Raw genomic sequence first — 18721 nt, 5'->3', positions numbered from 1 at the left:
CTGTCTAACCTCTAGTTTGAGGCTTGCAGGTGTCTACTGGGGCCGGGGCGATTCAACATGCCGGATACCCAGTTCGTCGGCAACGTCGCGCTGGCCCGGTGCGTCGGCGGGGCACTCGTCTTCGCGCTGGAATATGGACCGCCTTATCTGAAAGGCGTTGCCATCCGCCGGAACCCCAAAACGCACGCAGACGAACGGATCTATTTTGCAGAGAAGGCGCTGCCCAGATGGCTATATCTCAGCAATCAGGAAATGCTCGTCGTGATTCCGAACGAGGGGCATGAAACCGACAAGAAGTATCTCGTATACCAGTACGTTTCGGGTAAAGGCCAGCCCGATGAGAGCACGGCAACCGATCAGTTGCCTGTGTCGATTCATGCGTTGCTTCCTGTGCGGCCGCAGTGACGCTTAGCGCACTTGGCGCTGGTTAAGCGTGTCCCAGCGCCTCCTCGAACTCCCAGTGAGCGGGCCCTAAGCCCGCCCCCTCATCAACCCGGAATCTCCGCCTCCACCAACAACGCCAGCAACGCCAAAGACTCCTGCCACCCAAGATAACAAGCCTCGACAGGAATCGCCTCCGGCACGCCCTCCTGCACCACCGTCAATTCAGTCCCACAAACCACGGGCCGAAGCGAAATCGTCGTCACCATCACCCCGGGCAAATTCGGATCATCGAACCGATCCGTGTGCCGAATCAACTCATTTGGCACGAGCTCGAGATACTCGCCGCCAAACGAATGCCCGCCGCCCGAGCTGAAGTTCGTAAACGACATCCGATAGCTGCCGCCCACCTTCGCGTCCAGGCTATGAACCTTGCAAGTAAATCCATTCGGCGGCATCCATTTGGCGATCGCGTCGGCGTCCAGAAACGCGCGATAGAGACGCTCAGGTTTGCAACGCAACACGCGGTGAAGCCGGATAGTGCCTGTAGTCATGAGATCAACTCCTAGAGCAGAGGAAAGGCCCTCCGATCCTATACGACGAACGCGGCGGGATGAAATCGACATGCAGACGCCCAAATCGCCACCAGCGCGCCCCGCTTCACCGAGGCCGCCGAACCGCTCTCACCTTCCCACTGCTTCCGCCGCCGCAAAAGAACTGATCCGAGCCATTCGACTCAAGTCCCGACACCCCAATCCCCGCCGGCATCTCGAGACTCTCCAGCACTTCCCCCGTGCTCGGATCGATGTGCCGCAATTCGCTCCCGTCATCTTCCCAGGTCGCGTGCCAAAGCTCTCCCTCGACCCACGTGACGCCAGTGACGAACCGGTTGGTCTCGATGGTTCGCAGCACCGCCCCGGTCTCCGGATCGACCTGATGGATCTTCCGCTCGCGATACACCCCCACCCAGAGCGTCCCTTCGGCCCATGCCATCCCCGAATCGGCGCCGCCACCGGGCGCCGGGATCGTCGCCAGCACCTGGCCGGTTTTCGGATCGATCTTCTGAATGCGATCCTCCGCGATCTGAAACAGGTGCTGGCCGTCGAACGCGGTGCCCGCGTGCGAGGCGACGTCGATCGAGCGCACGGTCTTTCCGCTCGCGGGGTCGAGGGCCTCGAGCTTGTCGCCGGTGGCGAACCAGACTTGCTGTCCGTCATAGGTGACTCCATTCACCCTTTCGACGCCGGGAAAAGGGCCATATTCACGAACGATTTCGGCCGCTGATCGTTTCATGTTTCCTCCGTCCTGATCATTCGGTAGTGGTGCGTGTCATCCTAATCGCCCGGCAGCGGAGCGGGGAGTAACAAGGTCGTCGCGAATCCCGGCACGGGCGGGGTCATCCAGCGCAGCGCGCGTCCGCGTCCGTACGACTGCACCTTGCCCGCCTCGGCGAGCGAGTCGAGCGAGCGCTGCACGGTACGCTGGCTCGCGCCGAGCGCTAGCGCCAGCGCCGAGCTCGTCCATGATTCGCCGTCGCTGAGGAAGGCCAGCACCGCTGCGTGTTTTTCTTCGACGGGCCGCGCCAGCACGACGACTTCGCGCGCGCCGCTGGGCGCGAGCGCAAACCCGCGCTGCGTCGCGTTTACGCTGGCCAGTGCCTGGATCTCGCTGCGCAACCGACCGACTTCGACGCGCAACCGCGCGCGATGCGACTCGTCGGCGAGTTTCAAGCGGAAGGCGCGGGCAACGAGCGTGTCTCTCGGCACGTCTTGCGGCCACGCTTCCGCGAGCGTGCGCGCCAGCGTGAACAGAATCGGCCGCGTGGCGAGCGAGACGACCGTTCCCGCATCGCGAACCACGTAGCGGCACGCGTCGACGACGAGCGCGTCCGTCGCCAGTAACGCTTCGACCTCTTCGAGCAGAACTAGCCGCTCCTCGCCGCGCACGATCAGCCGTGCCGCGGGCGTGTCCAAAACGCGAGATGCGCTTTCGACCTCGGCCGTCAGCGCGGGGATGCCGGCGTGGCGCGCGGCGAAACTGGCGCGCTCAAGCGCGGCGCGCGCGGTCTTCGTCTGGATGCGCCGCAGCGCGACGCCCGCGACGACCAGTTCGTGGACGGCCCGCAACGCGGGCGGAAGCGGCATGGGGGCGAGGGCGGCGAGCGTACGCTCGGTTTCGTCGAGGCGGCCGACGAGGAGAAAGCGCCTGAGTTCGAGATACCTTGCATGCGCGGCGTTGACGAAGTCGCCGTGCGCTTCGAGCGTGGCGCGCGCGGCGTCGAGCGTCTTGGCGGGCCAGCCGAGGTCGCGCGAGGCGAGCGCGATTTCGGCCTCGGCGACGATGCACCGTGCGCGGGCCACGGCCTCTTTAGGACCAAACGCGCGCGCCGCGTTTCGCAGCAGCGCCTTGGCTCGCGCGAAGTCGCCGAGCTGCGCCATCGCGATGCCGCGCAGCGCGAGCGCGGGCGCGTCGTCGCGCAGGGCGACGCGCTTGAGTGCGCCGAGCGGATCACCGCCCGCGAGCGCGCGCGCCGCGGCCGTGATCAGCGAGTCCATTCGAATCCCGCCACACTTGTCACTCCCGCCGTTCCGAGGTCCGGACCTAGTCTATCTCACAACATCAACCGTTTCGTTGCACCGGGTACCGAACGCACCGGGCGGCGAGGCGCTTCTGAATTGCATGGGATGGGCCTCAGCATGATCTCCGAACGAACCACCTCGCAGCGCGCTTTCATCGGCGTCATGTCGCTGCTCTTCGCCGCGAGCACGGCGGCGACGATTTACTGGTGCGCGTCGATGTCGTCGATGCATGGGATGTCGATGCCCGGCGGCTGGACGATGTCGATGACGTGGATGCTCACGCCCGGGCAGTCGGGGCCGCGCGCGGCGGTGTCGTTTCTGCGCATGTGGGTCGTGATGATGGTGGCGATGATGCTGCCGTCGCTGATGCCGATGCTGATGCGTTATCGCAGGGCCGTAGTCGGCGCACGGGCGGCGCGCCTCGTTGGGCTCACCGCGCTGGTGGGCTGCGGATACTTTGCCGTGTGGACCGCGTTTGGAATGGCCGCGTTTCCGGTGGGTGTCGCGCTGGCCGCCGCCGAGATGCAGTTGCCGGCGCTGGCGCGCGCCGTGCCGAGCGCGGTCGGGGTGGTGGTCCTCGTCGCGGGCGCGCTCCAGTTCACGGCGTGGAAGGCGCGTCACCTCGATTGTTGCCGGGCGTCCTCAGGGCACGGCCGGGGCCGCACGCTGCCGGCGGACGCCGCCACGGCATGGCGGCACGGTCTGCGCCTCGGTCTCCATTGCAGTTACTGCTGTGCAGGCCTGACGGTGGTCTTGCTCGTCATCGGCGTCATGGACTTGCGAGCGATGGCTGTCGTGACGGTGGCCATCACTGCGGAGCGCCTCGCTCCGGGCGGTCAGCGGGTGGCGCAAATGACCGGGGTCATCGCTGTCGCAGCGGGGGTGTTCCTCATCGCGCGGGCAGCGGGGCTCTAGCGGCGTATCGATCGCCGATGCACACCGCGCGATACCCGCACAATCGCTCAGTGGTGAGGTGCTTCCTGCCCCGTAATGGGAGACGGTGGCGGCGCGGTGAGCGGACCGTCCAGCGCAAGTTTCCTGGCCCGTTTGGTCCACATCGCCGTGAGGATCGGAACCAGGATCGCCGTCACGAGGCAAGCGGTCGCCACCAGCGCCGTGGCGGCAGGGACGACAGGTTTGAAGCGCGGAATCATCTCCCCGATGATCGCGGGATTCGCCACCGCCGCACCGGCGGTCGACGACGCGGCCAGCCCCGCTGCCCCGTTGCCGCCGCCGATGAACCGGTCAGCGAGCATGAGCGGCACGCCGGTGATGACGATCACGGTGAGGCCGAGCAGCACGCCCGGCAGGCCGCTCGTCGCGATGACATGCAGATCGATGCCGCAGCCGAGCGCGAAACCGAAGAACGGAATGAGCGGGTGCACGCAACGTCCGAACAGCTCACGCAAATCCTTGTCCAGATTGCCGAGCGTAAAACCGATCAGGAACGGCAGCAGTGCGCCGGCAAACAAGCGCGCTTCGAAGACCGCGACGCCTGCCGCCCCGAGGATCAGCATGCTGACGAGCGGCCCCGATTCGATCGACATCAACACGAATGCCCCGGCCTCCTCCTTGCTCCCGTATTGCTGCATGACGGCGGCGTAGAGGCCGCCGTTGGTCATGTCCATCGAGGTGGTGATCGCCAGCACGGAAAGCCCGGCGAGAACGCCGGTCTTGATGCCGTCGTCGGGGATGAAGTGGGCGGCGATGAGCGTCGCGGCCCAGGCCACCAAGGTCTTCGTGGCGAGCAGCGTGCCGGACTTGCGCAGCACGAGGCCGGTCGCGCGCAAATCGATCGTTGCGCCCATGCAGAAGAACCAGGCCGCGAGGATCGGCACGGTACCGGTGATCAAGCCGTTGGTGAACGAGCCGAAATACTTGCCGGCGTTCGGCGCAAAGGTGTGCACGCATGCGCCCAGCAAGAGCGGGACCAGCATCAGCCCGCCGGGAATACGGTCGATGGTCTGCTTGATCTTCATGTCTCCTCCGTGGACGTCTGTGCGTCCGGTTTGCTGCTCGGATGGTTTCGACGCAATGTAGCATCAATTTGGAACAGCATTCCGGAAAATTGCCTTACTCCTGTGTGATCGTTTACACCTATAAAATGCGTTCTAATTAGTGGGTTCTGAAGTGGCTTGATAGGGTTTCCAGAAATATCGGACCGATGTTCCGAATTATTTGGCCTTGTGATCTAATGGCGCACAACGCACACCTGGAGCCCGGTCCGCGCCACCCGCGCCGCGCTCGTTCAGAAACGGAGAAGCCGCATGGACATCAAGCAAGCCATACACAGCGAGCACGCGAAAACACTCGACACCGCCGGTCTGCGCAAGCAGTTCCTCGTCGAGCAGCTCTTCGAGCGCGACGGCCTGACCTTCACCTACAGCCATATCGATCGCATCATCGTCGGCGGGGCGTGGCCGGTGTCGCGAGCCGTGGAGCTGCCGGCCGCGCTTGGCAAGGAGGTCGGCGTGAGCCATCTGCTCGAACGCCGCGAAATGGGCGCGATCAATATCGGCGGAGCGGGGTGGGTGGAGGTCGACGGCGTGCGCTTCGAGATCGGCAACGAGGAGGCGCTCTACATCGGGCAAGGTGCGAAATCGGTCACGTTCGGCAGCGTGAGCCGTGAGCGGCCCGCGAAGTTCTATCTGAATTGCGCGCCCGCGCATACGTCGTACCCGACGCGCGCGATCACGCTGGCGCAAGCGTCGCCCGAAACGCTGGGCGATCCGGCCACGAGCAACCGGCGCACGATCTACAAGTTCATCGTTCCCGAAGTGCTTCCAACCTGCCAGCTCTCGATGGGCATGACGAAGCTCGAGCCGGGCAACCTGTGGAACACGATGCCGTGCCATACGCACGAGCGCCGCATGGAGGTCTATTTCTACTTCGATCTCGCCGACGATGCCGCCGTCTTCCACATGATGGGCGAGCCGCACGAGACGCGGCACATCATCGTGCATAACGAGCAGGCGGTGATTTCGCCGAGCTGGTCGATTCACTCAGGCGTCGGCACGCGCGCGTACTCGTTCATCTGGGGGATGGTCGGCGAGAACCTCGTGTTCAAGGATATGGATCACGTCGCGGTGGCCGATCTGCGTTAAGCGCGCGCCGCTTGCGAACTCACTATCCGATTACTTCGAGGCGATGCTTATGTCAGCAGGAATGTTCGATTTGGCCGGCAAGGTCGCCGTCGTGACCGGCTGCAACACCGGCCTGGGCGCCGCGATGGCGAAGGCGCTGGCTCAGGCCGGCTGTGACATCGTCGGCGTCGGCCGCGCGGACCCGGCCGGCACCATGGCAAACGTGCGCGCGGCCGGGCGGCGCTTCGCCGACGTGCGCGCGGATCTGTCGACCATAGAACCGGTCGCCGACGTCATGCGGGCGGCGGTCGAGGCGTTCGGCCGTGTCGATGTGCTCGTCAACAACGCTGGGATGATTCGGCGCAACGACGCGTTGGATTTCACCGAAGACGATTGGGACGCGGTCACGAACGTCAATCTCAAGAGCGTCTTCTTTCTCGCGCAAGCGGCGGCGCGCCAATTCGTGGCGCAGGGCGGCGGCGGAAAGATCATCAACATCGCGTCGATGCTGTCGTTTCAGGGCGGCATTCGCGTGGCGTCGTACACGGCGTCGAAAAGCGGCGTACTGGGCTTGACGCGCATGCTCGCCAACGAGTGGGCGGCGCGCGGCATCAACGTCAACGCGATTGCACCGGGCTATATGGCGACCGACAACACCACCGCATTGCGCAACGACGCGCAGCGCAACGAAGAGATCCTTGGCCGCATTCCGGCGGGCCGCTGGGGCGAGCCGGACGATCTCGCAGGGCCCGTGGTGTTTCTGGCGTCGGCGGCGTCGGACTATCTGCACGGTCACACGCTCGCGGTGGATGGCGGCTGGCTAGCCCGTTAGGACGGCGCCGGTTCGAAACGCGCTATGCTCCGCTCTCTATCGAACATCAGATCAGCGACAGAAGAAACATGAGTACAGCGCTCAAGGGGAAGAAGGGAGCCGACGCCGCCCGCGCACGAAATGCCGGCATCGTCGAGAGCGATACCCAGGCCAGTGGCGGCGACAAGGTCGAATCCGTGGCGGCGATCGGCAAGCTGTTCGCGATCCTCGATGCGATCGGCTCGCACGGGCAGATCGGCATCAGCGAGCTGTCGCAGCGGCTGACGATGTCGAAGACCACCGTGCACCGCTTTCTGCAGACCTTGAAGGCGCTCGGCTACGTCGAGCAGGAAGGTGACACAGAGCGCTATCGTCTGACGATCCGTCTTTTCGAACTCGGCGCCAAAGCGCTCGAGAACGTCGATCTCGTGCGCGAAGCCGACAAGGAGATGCGGCTGATCGCGCAGTCGACGCGCGAGGCCGTGCACCTCGGCGCGTTTGACGAAGACAGCATCATCTACATCCACAAGATCGACGCCGACTACGGCTTGCGAATGCAATCGCGCATCGGCCGCCGCAATCCGCTCTATAGCACCGCGATCGGCAAGGTGCTGCTTGCGTGGCTGGAACCGGACGAGGCGCGCGAGGTTCTCGCCCACATCGAATTCAAGAAATCGACCTCGAAGACGCTCGCGTCCGCCGACGCGGTGCTCAGCATCCTGCCGAACGTGCGCAAGCAAGGCTACGGCGAAGACAACGAGGAACAGGAGGAGGGTCTCTTGTGCATCGCGGTACCGGTGTTCGACCGCTTTGGCCGCGTTGCCGCCGGACTCTCGATTTCGTTTCCGACGATGCGCTGCGGCGCGGATACGAAAACCCACTACGTCTCGTTGCTCAAACGCGCCGGACTCGCGATCTCCGAGCGGCTCGGGTATCACGCCGAAACGCAGCCCGATTAATCCGCCAAGCTTGCCCCTCTCCGGCGACACAACTCGGTGTGCGTCCGCACCCACAGTTGCCGAATTCGACTAGGTGATGGCGTCTCATCACGATGCCGCCGCGCTACCTTTTCAATCACTGGCGGTATGAGCCGTAGTTCTGGCGGTTAGCGTCGCGTATGTAAGCAACCCGTCGGAAACGGGCCGGCCGCTGGGCACGCCGATGGGTGCAATCCGTTAAAACGAGAGGGGATCGCATCGTTCATTAGGATGACTATAGAAGGCGCGCACGCATTGATGAGACGAAACGCGCGATGAACGGCGATCAAGAACCAGGAGACCGAGACGACCATGGATGCGCGCACGGAGGCGCCTGCGTTGCACAGGCGGTTGATGCAATACGACCCGGTCCTGGGCTATCGATTTGCGGCCGGGCTCAAAGTCCGGATCCCGCACGAGGGCGGCGGGTATCTCGTGAAGAGCAACCGCGACGGCTTTCGCTGTGATCACGAAGTCACGCCACGGAAGAACCGCCAGCATCGCGTGCTCGTATTCGGCGATTCCTACACGGCCGGTGACGGCGTCAGCAACGGCAAACGCTACTCGGACGTGCTCGAGCAAAAGCTGCCCGACACCGAGGTGCTCAATTTCGGGCTCAGCGGCAGCGGCACGGATCAGCAGTACCTGATTTATCAGCAGTACGCGGACCAGATCGACCATGACGCGGTGGTGATCAGCGTGCTGGTCGAGAACATTCAGCGCAATGTTCTGAAGGATCGAGGCTGGGCGGACCGCGCGGGCGAAGCGATCCGCGTGCCGAAGCCATGGTTCGAACTCTCCGGCGGCGACGAGCTGACGCTCAAAGGCGTGCCGGTTCCGCAGCCCTACAAGGCCGATTTGACGTCCGAGGCGCAAGCGGGCGTCAAAGCGTTGGTTCGTTCGGGCATCCACAAGATGGCCGACCACCTCGGGCCGGAATGCAAGGACTTGTGCCAGAAGCTGACGAAGTTCCAGCCGCTGCCGGAGTATCACTCCGCCGATAACGCGAGCTGGAAGCTCATGCAAGCCATCCTGAGAAAGTGGGTGTCAGAGCTCAAGGTGCCGGCGGTGATCGCGGTCGTGCCCGTGTATCAATACGTCGAGGAAACGGCGAGCTACAAGGACGTCAGAAAGCGCTTCGACGAACTCGCTCAATCGATCGATGTACCCGTCTATCACCTCGTCGACGACCTGGTGCGGCACCCGGTCAAAGTCAGACGATTGCTTCGCTTCGAGAAGGACGTCCACTTCACGCCGTTCGCGCACAAGCTGGTTGGGGAGGCGCTCGCGAAGGTCGTGGCGCCGTTGCTGGACACCGGCGCCTCGCTCGAAGAAAACGCGATGCCCCGCGCCGCCACCGCGATTGCGATGCATGGACGGTGACATATGGGCATGGTCGATATCGATGCTTGTGAAACAGGGCGATGGGCGATCGTCGATACGCTGTACTTCGATTCACTTCGGCATCGCTTCGTACGCGGCGACATCGAAATAGACGGGTCGCGCATCGCGCGCATCCTGCCGCCCGGCGCGTCACGGCGCGACTGCAAACTCGCGGGCGAGGCGACGGTGTGTCTTCCCGGATTGATCGATTCCGATGCCGGGTCCGGGCACCAAGACTGGAGCCTGTATTCGCGCGAACTCGCCGCCCACGGGGTGACGACGGCGGGTGTCTTTTGCAGCGGGACTGCCGACTGCTCGGCGTTCGCCGCAGCGGAAGGCGTGCGCCGCCTCCTGTATGTCGAGCTTGGCGAAGGCGGCAGCGCGAACGCGTGTGCCGACGGCTTCGTGCGTGTCGCGGCGTCGCTCGCGCTCACCCGCTGCGAGGTGTTTCCCGCCGTAGTGCCGAGCGAGATCTGGTCGGCGGCGACGCTGCTCGCCGCGGCGTCGATTGCCGAGACGCTCGGCCGCCGCCTGTGCGTGCGGCTCAGTGCGACGCATGGCGACGCCAAGCGCTACAAGGAAACGCGTTTCTTCACGGAGGTCGGGCTGCTGTCCTACTTGTCGCTGTTGTCGCAGGTGACGATCTTCAACGTCTCGCAATTGACGCGCAGCGACGTGGGGATGCTCAACGATTCCGCCGCGAACCTCGTCTGCGCGCCCGGCGCAGTCAGCGAGTTGCTGCTCGAGCAGCACTTCGCGCGCTTGTCGTTGAAGGACCGCGCACTGGGCTTTTCGATCAGCGGCCATGCCGTGACGGAAGCGCAGCGCTACGAATCGCTGGTGCTGTTGTCGATGGCGCTGATCCACCAAGCGGGGGACGCTGCCGCCACGTGCGACGTCGTCGTCGACGCCTTGACGCGTTCGGCCGCGCTGGCGCTCGGCATCGCGAACATCGGCGCGATCGCGGCGGATATGAAGGCCGATCTCTGCCTCTTCGAGCGGCCCGGCGATTTCGCTGAAAACGGCGACAGCCGCGACTTCATCAAGCTGCTCGCCAGCACGAAGCCGCGTGACGTGTTGATTGACGGTTCACCGGTGGTGCTCGACGGCGCGATCGTGCGCGAGCCGGAACAAGCGTAGTTCAAGACGACCCATTATTCATCGTCGCGGGGGTAAGCAATGACCAGGTATGTGCTAGGCGTGTCGGCCTTCTATCACGATTCGGCGGCTGCGATCCTGAAAGACGGCAAGATCGTCGCGGCAGCGCAGGAAGAGCGCTTCAGCCGGAAGAAACACGACCCGCGCTTCCCGCGCGGCGCGATCAACTACTGCCTCGAAGAAGCGGAGATCGACGGCAACGATCTGGCGGCCATCGCGTTCTATGACGACCCGGCGCTGACCGCCGATCGCATCATCCGCTCGTCGATCGCGTTCGCGCCCGATGCTGAAGCGTTTTTTACGCGGGCCGCGCGCTCGTTTTTCGGCGTCAAGCCCTACTTCAAGGAGCTGATCGAAGAGATGCTCGCGTGCGATGTGCCGATCTACTACGCGCGGCATCACTATTCGCACGCGGCGTCGGCGTTCTTTCCGTCGCCGTATGAAGAGGCCGCGGTGCTGTGCGTCGATGGCGTCGGCGAGTGGTCGACGACGAGCCTCGGCGTCGGGCGCGGCAGTCGCCTGGAAATTCTGCGAGAGATTCGCTACCCGCATTCGCTCGGTCTGCTCTACAGCGCGTTCACGTTCTTCTGCGGATTCAAAGTCAATAGCGGAGAATACAAGCTGATGGGGCTCGCGCCGTATGGCCGACCCATTTACGCGGGCAAGATCAAAGAGCACCTCATCGATATCAAGGAGGACGGGTCGTTCCGGTTGAACCTCGACTTCTTCGATTTCCATCAAGGGCTCACGCTGACCAACGAGCGGTTCCATCGGCTTTTCGACGGGCCGCCGCGCGTGCCGGAATCGAGAATCACGCAGCGCGAGATGGATTTGGCCGCGTCCATTCAAGCCGTGACGGAAGAGGTCATGCTGGAAATCTCCCGCACGATGCGGCAGATGACGGGCGCGGCCAACCTGTGTCTCGCCGGAGGCGTCGCATTGAATTGCGTGGCCAACGGGAAGATTCTGCGCGCGGGCATCTTCGACGACATCTGGATCCAGCCGGCCGCCGGCGACGCGGGCGGCGCGATCGGCGCGGCCTATCTCGCCGACTTCAACATGCTGGGCGGCCGCCGCCCCGCGCTTGCCGGCGCCAAGGATTCGCAGCAAGGGAGCTTCGTCGGGCCCGAGTACAGCGATGGTGAGATTCTCGCGTTCCTGTCGGACACGGGCGCCCAGTATCACGCCCTGGACGCCGCCGATGCGGGCGCCGCGCAGATCGCGGGCCTGCTCGCGCAGCAAAAGATCGTCGGCATGTTCGCGGGCCGCATGGAGTTCGGACCGCGTGCGCTCGGCGGCCGCTCGATCCTCGGCGATCCGCGCGCGGCGACAACGCAATCGCGCATGAACCTGAAGATCAAGTTTCGCGAGTCGTTCCGGCCGTTCGCGCCGATCGTATTGAAGGACCGCGCGGCGGATTATTTCGAGCTCGGCGCCGACAGCCCGTACATGCTGATCGTCGCGCCGGTGAGGGAAGAGCATCGGCAGGTGCCGGACGCGCCGTCCGATCCGGAGGACATGCTGGAGATCGTCAACACCGTGCGCAGCTCCGTTCCGGCGATCACGCACGTCGACTACAGCGCGCGCATCCAGACGGTGGAAGCGGACGTGAACCCGCGGATGTTCGCGGTATTGAAGGCGTTCGAGGCGCTGACCGGATGCCCGCTGCTCGTCAACACGTCGTTCAACGTGCGCGGCGAGCCGATCGTCTGCACGCCGGAAGACGCCTACCGCTGCTTCATGCGCACGGAAATCGACGCGCTCGTGATGGGCAACTTCATCCTCTATCGCGACGAGCAAGCCGCGGTCGAAACCGACGACTCATGGAAGAAGGAGTATCAACTTGACTGACGCCGACCTTGGAAAATTCTTCCGCACGAAGCTCGCGCCCGCGCAGCGGCAAGTCGCGCCGTTCGTGGTGGCGAACACCAATCCTGCCTGCACGTCGTACTTTCTGCATGTCTTCGAGCCGGAACCGATCGTCGCGCATGAAGACATGATCGGCGCGCTGATCGAGATCTGGCGCGAGCTTGGGCTCGACACGCTGGTGGCGCTCGAACCGGACCTGCGCAAGATGGCAAAGGCACTTCGCGCGCCGGCCGAAGAAAGCGAAGCGGTGTCGCAGTTCGTGTACGCGATGTATTAACGCGATGCGTTCAGCTTCAGCGCGGCTTGGACGTTGCGGAACCGGGCGATCGCGAGCCGGTGCGAGGTGACGCCCGCTTCGCGCGCGGCGGCTTATCTTCCGTCATCGCCGCCGCCATCTTGCCGACCGCCTGCGCGATGCGCGCCGACAGCGCCGGGTCCGGCACCGCGCGCGCCAGCGTGACGCCGCCCGACAGCATCGCAAGCAGCGCGATCGCTTTGTCTTCCTGATCCGTGCCCGCGCCGGCGGGCATGCCCGAGCTCACCTCGTCGATGAGCCGGCGCAGTTCCTCCTCGTACGCCTCGCGCGTTTCGTCGTCCGCCCGCACCATCTCCGGCGAAAAGCTCGGTAGCGCGCAGCTTTCCTCGACGGCGCACGTGCGCTTGGGACCCATGTAAAACTCGATGAACGTCTTGAGCCATTGCGTCCCGTGGCTCGCCCTGAGCCCGGCGACCGCGAGCCGCAATTCTTCGAGGCCGGAGAGCACCACCGTGCGGAACGCCTCGCTCTTCGATTTGAAGTGTCCGTAGAACGCGCCGTTTGTCACCCCGGCTGCTTTCGTCAGGCCGTCGATGCCCGAGCCGCCATAGCCGTCGCGGCGGAACAGCTGGCCGGCCGCCTCGAGGATGCGGTTGCGGGTTTCGGTCTTGTGTTCGGCTGAGTAGCGCATGGATCACTCACTTTGAGAGCGACCACTCTTTTTTCTTGAAAAGAGAGTGGTCAGTGTCTATACATAGAGAGCAGTTGATATTTATACCACCACGAGTCGTTGTTCACCTTAGAGGATCTGCCATGCCGATTACGCTGACCGTACCCGAAGGATTGCTGTCGCCTGAAGCCGAGGCCCGTGCTTTCTCCCAGTTGACCGAGGCGCTCTTGAAGGTCAACCAGCTCGACGGCAACCCGTTCATGGAGCCCAACGTCGTCGGGACCTTGAACGTCTTGCCGAAGCAACACGTTTTTTCAGGCGGCAAGCCTGCTCCGGCGGTATTCATCGAACTCAAGTTGCCGCCTATTGCGCTTGCGACTCCGAAAGCCAAGCAGGCTTTTACCGAAGCGGCTACGACCATTCTGGAAAAGGCCGCGGAAGGGCGCGTCAAGCGGGATCACATCTGGACCAACGTCGTCTATGCCGCCGAAGGGGCGTGGGGGATAGCCGGTCGCGCCTATAGCAATTCGGAGCTCGTCGACGCGATTCAGCACGCCGCTACGCGCTGAGGGGCACGCTCGCGAAAGCAGCACGCAACGGTCATGTAGCGGAGCGCCGCCCGAGACGCGGTCTCTCGCTTATGATCGTTGCATTCGCGACGTCTCACGGAGAGTGCGATGCTCACAGGCGGCTGCTTTTGCGGAAACGTTCGCTATGAAGTGTCCGGCGAAATTATCGATGCCACGCTTTGTCATTGCGCCGATTGCCGGCGTATCTCGGGGGCGCCTTTTGTCGCGTGGTTCACCGTGAAGCGCTCGGCGTTTCGTTTTGTCGATGGTGAACCCAGGACCCTCGCTTCAAGCGAAGCGGTCTTACGTACCTTTTGCGCCGATTGCGGCACGCACCTGACCTACCGGCACGCGGATTTCGCCGACGAGATAGACGTGTCGACGTGCAGTCTCGATGCGCCTGAACAGGTTCCGCCGCGGCATCACACCTGGAAGGCGCAAAAGCTGCCTTGGGTGCATTTACCCGATGCCTTGCCGCAATATCGAGGCGCATATCCAAATGCCGATTGAATTCGTGAGGCGTTGAAAGGAGACGAAAATTGTTGGCAATTGGAAAGGCGACTTTCGATGGCTACGCCGAATAATTACCGATAAATCAAGCGCAAGCGCGAAGCGGCGGCAATAGTTATTGATTTGACAATTGCTGTCTTTAATCTTGATGTTTAGTCATCGGATATTTTGTAGAATCCTGCGGCGATTGAGATAAAGAGACGGCATGGCTGCGGCAGACATAATCGACGCACTAACCGGGGGATCGATTCTGCGCAATCGCTTGCGGCGGTGGCGCGTGGCCGTGACGGCGGTGTTGCTAGCGTTGGCGTTTCTCCCCGCTGACTGCGCGATGGCCCACCCCCACGTGTGGGTTTTGTACGCCATGAACCTGGAGATGCAAAACCGCACCGCCATCGCGATCGATGAAGAATGGACCTTCGCGGAAGGCTTCTCCGCGCTGGTGGACGTCGATCTGAGCCACTATCCGAAGAATGGCGTGCTGAGCGCGCGAGACGCGGCTGCGCTGCGCCGCACCGCGTTCGATTCGCTCAAAGACGTCGACTACTTCACGCGCGTCTTCGTGCGCGACCGCCCTGTGCCGCTTGGCGATCCGCAGCGGTTCACGGCGGAGATGCGCGACGGTAAGCTCGTCTACACGTTCCGGCGCGCGTTTGCGCAACCCGTCGACGTGTCGCAAAACCCGCTCGAACTGGGCACCTGGGACGATGAATTCTTCGTCGACTTCGAAATGAAAAAGAACGGCGTTAACGCGGTCGGCACGAAAGCAGCTTGCCGTGTCTTCTACACGCAGGACCCGAATCACGCCGTGTATTACGGCACGTATCCGCCGATGGCGGCGACGGTGGTTTGCTGATATGTACGCGCTCCGCTTCGTTCGCATGGTCTGCGCGATTGCGCTGATCGGCGCTGCTCTGATGAGCGGCGGCCATGCCCGCGCCGACGTATTCGGCCGCCCCGACAGCCCGATCGCCCGGCATGCCCAAGCCGACGAACATCCTTTGCTGCTGCCCGGTTTCGTGCGCGATGCCGTGCGCGTCGTCATCGTCGCGCAAGCGCGCCTCGACGAATCCATGCAGGACGACGTGCTCAGCCTGCGTTCGCTCGGCGCGGGCGGCGGCGATGCAGGAGACTCCGGTGCGAGCCGCGACGCGTGGACCAAGCTCATCGCCTTCGTCGGACTTTGCCTCGCCTACGGCGTGCTGCACGCGCTTGCGCCGGGGCACGGCAAGACAATCGCTGCGATGTATTTCGGCTCGCGCGCGGCGTCGGCGAAACAAGTCGCCGGGTTCACGCTCGCCACCGCGCTCGGGCAATCGCTCACGGCGATCCTGCTGGTGAGCGGCGCGCTCGCGATTTTCGAAGGAACCGCGAACGCGATCATGCGGACTGCGGCGCCGTTGGAGCTGGTCAGCGCGATCGCCGTGCTGGGCGTGGCGACACTGACCGCGGTGCGCATTCTGCGCAGGCAGGAATGCTGCGCGCCGGTGCCGCTCTTCAACGCCGCTGCGGATCAGCGCGCAGCGACGGTCAGCACAACCGATGCCAACGACGATACGGAACGCGCCGCCTATCTGGGCGCGAGGCTCGCCACGCAGCGCCGCGCGCGTCCATCGTTCGTCGCAACCGCCAACGCCTCGGATATCGCGCAGCCGCGCCGTGCCTGGTGGCTCGCGTTTGCCGTGGCGCTTCGGCCTTGCGCGGGCGCTCTGTTCATCCTGCTGATCACGGCCCGCTATCACGTCTACTGGCTCGGTACCGTCGCCGCGCTCGCGATCGGCATCGGTGTCGCCACGACGGTCTTTACGCTTGGCTACGTATTGCGCAGCGGTCGCGCGCTCACACTGAGATGGGTCACGGGCCCAAAGCTCGAGCGATGGCAGCGTGGCGTGGCACTAGCAGGCGCAATCGTGATCGCTGTCTTCAGCGCGCTGCAGATCCTGCTGATCGTGACGGGCGTGAGTGCGATGACACCCAGCTAAGCGTCCGATGCGAAACGCTTCAATCCCCTTTATCGCTCAGCGCCCGACGAACACATCGCGATACCCGCCGTACATCGAGAGCAGCATCAGCGCCGCCAGCACCGGCGTCACCACGAGCGCGTACGCCATCAGCGGGATCATCGGCGCGAGCCACACGGCGAGCGTCATCGCGACGAAGTACACGAGCGCCATCTGCCAATTGCGCGCGACGCCCTTGAAGCTCGCCGCAATCGCTTCGAGCGGCGTCATGTCGTGCAGCATCACCAGTGCCGGCGCGAACCATGCGGCGGCGAGCGCGGCTGCGAAGATCGGCACGCCGACCATCGATTCCAGAACGCTCCGTGCGCCATGGCCGCCGTCGTAGGTGATCAACAGGCCGTGCGAGCCGTTCGCCATCGCTGCCGCCGTCATCGACACATGCAGCGCCGTGAACAAGATCGCGTAACCCGCGAGGACGATCGCCGCGCTATACAGCCCGATGGCGAGCAGGGCGTTGCGCCGCTCGACGACGGCCGCGACAAGCTGGCGGAGCCGCGCCGGCTCACCGTCGCGCGCCCGGTCTTGCGCCACCATCAGCACGCCCGCGACGAGCGGCGCGAGCAGCACCGCGAACGGCCGGTACATCGGCAGCAGCTTGAGCAGCGTCGCGAAATCGGCGCAGCCGAGGATCACGACAAGCCACAGCAGCGGCTGCGTGCGCGCGGCTTGCCAGCCGCTCGCGAGCCAGTCAGCGACAGCGGCGGCGCTGACTTCGCGTCCTTCTGGATAACGCAGTTCCGGCGTGCAACGACGGCGGATTCCATTCGATGATCCGCTCAGGTAACCGATGTTCATGGCGATTTCCTTTGTGTTGGCGAAAATGAATGCGAGTGCGGTGAGGTTCGAAGTAAGGCTGCGCTCTCGCGGTTTCAAGCGGTCGGCTCGCGATCGAGGCCGGCCGAGATGATGTCGATCTGATGCTTGACGTAGCGTGTGAGGGCCCGCCACGTGACGCGCGTGAGCCGCACGCACAAGATCAAGCCGAGGATGCCGAAGGCGAGCATCGCCAGCGCGTAGCCGAGCTTGACGCCGCCGTACGAGGAGCCGCCGGATGTCGTCACGTGGATGTGGTCTTTGCCGCTGCCGATGGACAGGTTGTTGCCGTCGAACACGACCGAGTCGCCGTCGCTCTTGAGCACCAGGCGGTTCGTGTCGCCGTTCGCGTCCTGCTGGAACGACATTTCGTCGCCGTCGTCGCTCGTGATCTTCCACGACGACGATTTGCCGTCCGCGCCGTTGCGGGCGTAGGAGACGCGGCCATCGTCGTCGTCTTTTACGTCGAGCGCGACCACGTCGTCGCGTGCGATGCTCAGCGACCCGTCATCGCCCTTGGTCAGCAATTGGCTTGTGCCGTCGCTCACCGTCGAGATGTCGAGCTTGCCGTCTTCCTTGCGGATCGAGACCGGCCCCGACTTGGTGACGAGCGATGCCTTGCTGCCGTCGTGCAAATCGAGGACGAAGCGGTTGCCGTCGATTCGCAGATCCTTGAAGTCGCTGAGCGCGTCGGCGGCTTTTTCGTTCAGGTCGGCAGCGTCGGCGGCGCTGGCGTTTTTGCCGATGTGAACCGATCCGTTGCCTTGGATGTCGATGACCTTGTGCGACGCGGCGTCGAGCGACGGCGTGCCGAACAGATGGTGGCTCGCGAACGTGAGCAGCATGACGAAGCCTGCCACGGCGAGCCCGCCGGAGACCACGTACCCCAAGGTCAGCACGAGCAGGTACAAGAGGAACGGTGCGAGCAGAAGGAACGGCAGAAGACCGAGCCCGGCAACCGCGCCGACCACCCGCATCAGGTTGCCGAACGAGCGGCGCTTTTCCCACTGGCGGTAGTTCGCCTGCGCCTTCAGTTCGCGGGCGAGCTTGACCGGGTCGCCAAGCGCGGCGATCACTTCTTCTTCCTGGCGGCCGGCGGCGAGCGCGTCGCCGATGTACTCGCGATAGTCGGCGACGATGTCATCGACGGCTTCTTTCGGCAGGCTGCCTAGCTCTTGGCGCAATTGCTGGATGAATACGTCCTGCTTCATTGCTGTTCTCCTTTGTCCCGCTTGTCCTGCCTCATGCCGGGCAGCGCCAGCACGCCATTGACTTCATCGACGAAACTCTTCCATTCCTCTTCCATCTCGGCGAGCGCCTTGCGCCCTGGCCCCGTCAGCGAGTAGTACTTGCGCGGCGGGCCCGAGGTCGATTCGACGAGATAGGTCGACACCCACGCTTCCGCCTGCAACCGGCGCATCAGCGGATAGATGGTTCCTTCGCTGATTTCCATCGTTTCCGACAGGGTTGAGACGAGCTCGTAGGCGTAGCTGTCGCCGCGGGCCAGAACGGCCAGCACGCACATATCGAGCGTTCCTTTTTTCAGTTGAGTCTTCATGCGAATCCAGGTTGGTGCTGTGCTTTGCAAGGTACTTTGCTATGCACTGTCGCCGGATGGACTAAGGCCCTGGCGAACGTGAA

At 63.9% G+C, this 18721-nt stretch carries 21 protein-coding genes; 13 read left to right on the top strand and 8 right to left on the bottom strand.

All coding sequences use genetic code 11. The features are described from left to right. Positions 1 to 57: 57 nt before the first annotated feature. A complete protein-coding gene (locus AAHK20_RS30685; RefSeq protein WP_449185271.1) occupies positions 58 to 405 on the top strand; it encodes a hypothetical protein in 348 nt (115 codons plus the stop codon). Between the two features lie 83 nt (positions 406 to 488). Here the strand turns inward: AAHK20_RS30685 and AAHK20_RS30680 are convergent, their stop codons facing one another. The 3 genes from AAHK20_RS30680 to AAHK20_RS30670 form a co-directional block, all read right to left on the bottom strand. After that, positions 489 to 935, bottom strand: coding sequence for an SRPBCC family protein (locus AAHK20_RS30680; RefSeq protein ID WP_449185270.1), 447 nt, complete (start codon positions 933 to 935; stop codon positions 489 to 491). 106 nt (positions 936 to 1041) lie between these two features. After that, positions 1042 to 1674, bottom strand: a complete 633-nt coding sequence (locus AAHK20_RS30675) for a Vgb family protein (protein WP_449185269.1) — start codon at positions 1672 to 1674, stop codon at positions 1042 to 1044. Between the two features lie 41 nt (positions 1675 to 1715). Continuing rightward, a complete protein-coding gene (locus tag AAHK20_RS30670; RefSeq protein WP_449185268.1) occupies positions 1716 to 2936 on the bottom strand; it encodes a helix-turn-helix domain-containing protein in 1221 nt (406 codons plus the stop codon). Between the two features lie 141 nt (positions 2937 to 3077). Here AAHK20_RS30670 and AAHK20_RS30665 point away from each other — a divergent pair, with 141 nt between their 5' ends. Further along, positions 3078 to 3875 (top strand): DUF2182 domain-containing protein, encoded by a 798-nt coding sequence (locus tag AAHK20_RS30665; RefSeq protein WP_449185267.1) that lies wholly within the window; start codon positions 3078 to 3080, stop codon positions 3873 to 3875. Positions 3876 to 3922: 47 nt separating this feature from the next. On the opposite strand, the gene kdgT is transcribed toward AAHK20_RS30665, so the two are convergent. Continuing rightward, complete coding sequence (gene kdgT / locus AAHK20_RS30660) at positions 3923 to 4939, bottom strand: 2-keto-3-deoxygluconate transporter (RefSeq protein WP_449185266.1); 1017 nt, start codon at positions 4937 to 4939, stop codon at positions 3923 to 3925. A 288-nt stretch (positions 4940 to 5227) separates the two neighbouring features. Between kdgT and kduI the strand changes: the two genes are divergently transcribed. From kduI to AAHK20_RS30625, 7 genes are all read left to right on the top strand, one after another. Continuing rightward, positions 5228 to 6064: a 5-dehydro-4-deoxy-D-glucuronate isomerase gene (gene kduI, locus AAHK20_RS30655; RefSeq protein WP_449185265.1), complete on the top strand. Its 837-nt coding sequence runs from the start codon at positions 5228 to 5230 to the stop codon at positions 6062 to 6064. A 49-nt stretch (positions 6065 to 6113) separates the two neighbouring features. Beyond that, a complete protein-coding gene (gene kduD, locus AAHK20_RS30650; protein WP_449185264.1) occupies positions 6114 to 6875 on the top strand; it encodes a 2-dehydro-3-deoxy-D-gluconate 5-dehydrogenase KduD in 762 nt (253 codons plus the stop codon). A gap of 68 nt (positions 6876 to 6943) precedes the next feature. Then, complete coding sequence (kdgR, locus tag AAHK20_RS30645) at positions 6944 to 7813, top strand: DNA-binding transcriptional regulator KdgR (RefSeq protein ID WP_449185263.1); 870 nt, start codon at positions 6944 to 6946, stop codon at positions 7811 to 7813. A gap of 330 nt (positions 7814 to 8143) precedes the next feature. Then, complete coding sequence (locus AAHK20_RS30640; RefSeq protein ID WP_449185262.1) at positions 8144 to 9214, top strand: SGNH/GDSL hydrolase family protein; 1071 nt, start codon at positions 8144 to 8146, stop codon at positions 9212 to 9214. 9 nt (positions 9215 to 9223) lie between these two features. Beyond that, positions 9224 to 10354 (top strand): amidohydrolase family protein, encoded by a 1131-nt coding sequence (locus AAHK20_RS30635; protein ID WP_449185261.1) that lies wholly within the window; start codon positions 9224 to 9226, stop codon positions 10352 to 10354. Between the two features lie 39 nt (positions 10355 to 10393). Further along, entirely contained in the window at positions 10394 to 12223 is a 1830-nt protein-coding gene (locus AAHK20_RS30630) for a carbamoyltransferase family protein (protein WP_449185260.1), read from the top strand. Beyond that, positions 12216 to 12518 carry a hypothetical protein gene (locus tag AAHK20_RS30625; protein ID WP_449185259.1) on the top strand — a complete coding sequence of 101 codons (303 nt, stop codon included), beginning with the start codon at positions 12216 to 12218 and terminating at the stop codon, positions 12516 to 12518. The genes AAHK20_RS30630 and AAHK20_RS30625 overlap by 8 nt, the downstream gene beginning before the upstream one ends. Before the next feature lie 16 nt (positions 12519 to 12534). Here the strand turns inward: AAHK20_RS30625 and AAHK20_RS30620 are convergent, their stop codons facing one another. Beyond that, a complete protein-coding gene (locus tag AAHK20_RS30620) occupies positions 12535 to 13188 on the bottom strand; it encodes a TetR/AcrR family transcriptional regulator (protein ID WP_449185258.1) in 654 nt (217 codons plus the stop codon). 122 nt (positions 13189 to 13310) lie between these two features. Here AAHK20_RS30620 and AAHK20_RS30615 point away from each other — a divergent pair, with 122 nt between their 5' ends. The 4 genes from AAHK20_RS30615 (at position 13311) to AAHK20_RS30600 (ending at position 16228) form a co-directional block, all read left to right on the top strand. After that, positions 13311 to 13736 (top strand): Tautomerase enzyme, encoded by a 426-nt coding sequence (locus AAHK20_RS30615; protein WP_449185257.1) that lies wholly within the window; start codon positions 13311 to 13313, stop codon positions 13734 to 13736. Between the two features lie 108 nt (positions 13737 to 13844). Further along, positions 13845 to 14246: a GFA family protein gene (locus tag AAHK20_RS30610; protein WP_449185256.1), complete on the top strand. Its 402-nt coding sequence runs from the start codon at positions 13845 to 13847 to the stop codon at positions 14244 to 14246. A gap of 205 nt (positions 14247 to 14451) precedes the next feature. Next, positions 14452 to 15102 (top strand): DUF1007 family protein, encoded by a 651-nt coding sequence (locus tag AAHK20_RS30605; protein ID WP_449185255.1) that lies wholly within the window; start codon positions 14452 to 14454, stop codon positions 15100 to 15102. 1 nt (position 15103) lies between these two features. After that, positions 15104 to 16228: a nickel/cobalt transporter gene (locus AAHK20_RS30600; protein WP_449185254.1), complete on the top strand. Its 1125-nt coding sequence runs from the start codon at positions 15104 to 15106 to the stop codon at positions 16226 to 16228. 36 nt (positions 16229 to 16264) lie between these two features. Here AAHK20_RS30600 and AAHK20_RS30595 read toward each other — a convergent pair whose 3' ends face one another. The 3 genes from AAHK20_RS30595 to AAHK20_RS30585 form a co-directional block, all read right to left on the bottom strand. After that, on the bottom strand, positions 16265 to 17062 hold the full coding sequence (locus AAHK20_RS30595; RefSeq protein WP_449185253.1) for a BPSS1780 family membrane protein: 798 nt from the start codon (positions 17060 to 17062) through the stop codon (positions 16265 to 16267). A 74-nt stretch (positions 17063 to 17136) separates the two neighbouring features. Further along, entirely contained in the window at positions 17137 to 18291 is a 1155-nt protein-coding gene (locus AAHK20_RS30590; protein WP_449185252.1) for a DUF1700 domain-containing protein, read from the bottom strand. Further along, positions 18288 to 18638: a PadR family transcriptional regulator gene (locus AAHK20_RS30585; RefSeq protein ID WP_449185251.1), complete on the bottom strand. Its 351-nt coding sequence runs from the start codon at positions 18636 to 18638 to the stop codon at positions 18288 to 18290. Before AAHK20_RS30585 ends, AAHK20_RS30590 begins: the two co-directional genes overlap by 4 nt. Positions 18639 to 18721 lie beyond the last annotated feature (83 nt).

The organism is Trinickia camelliae, from assembly GCF_053525655.1.
The sequence above is the reverse complement of the archived record's forward strand: the minus strand, read 5'-3'. Positions and strand labels throughout refer to the sequence as shown.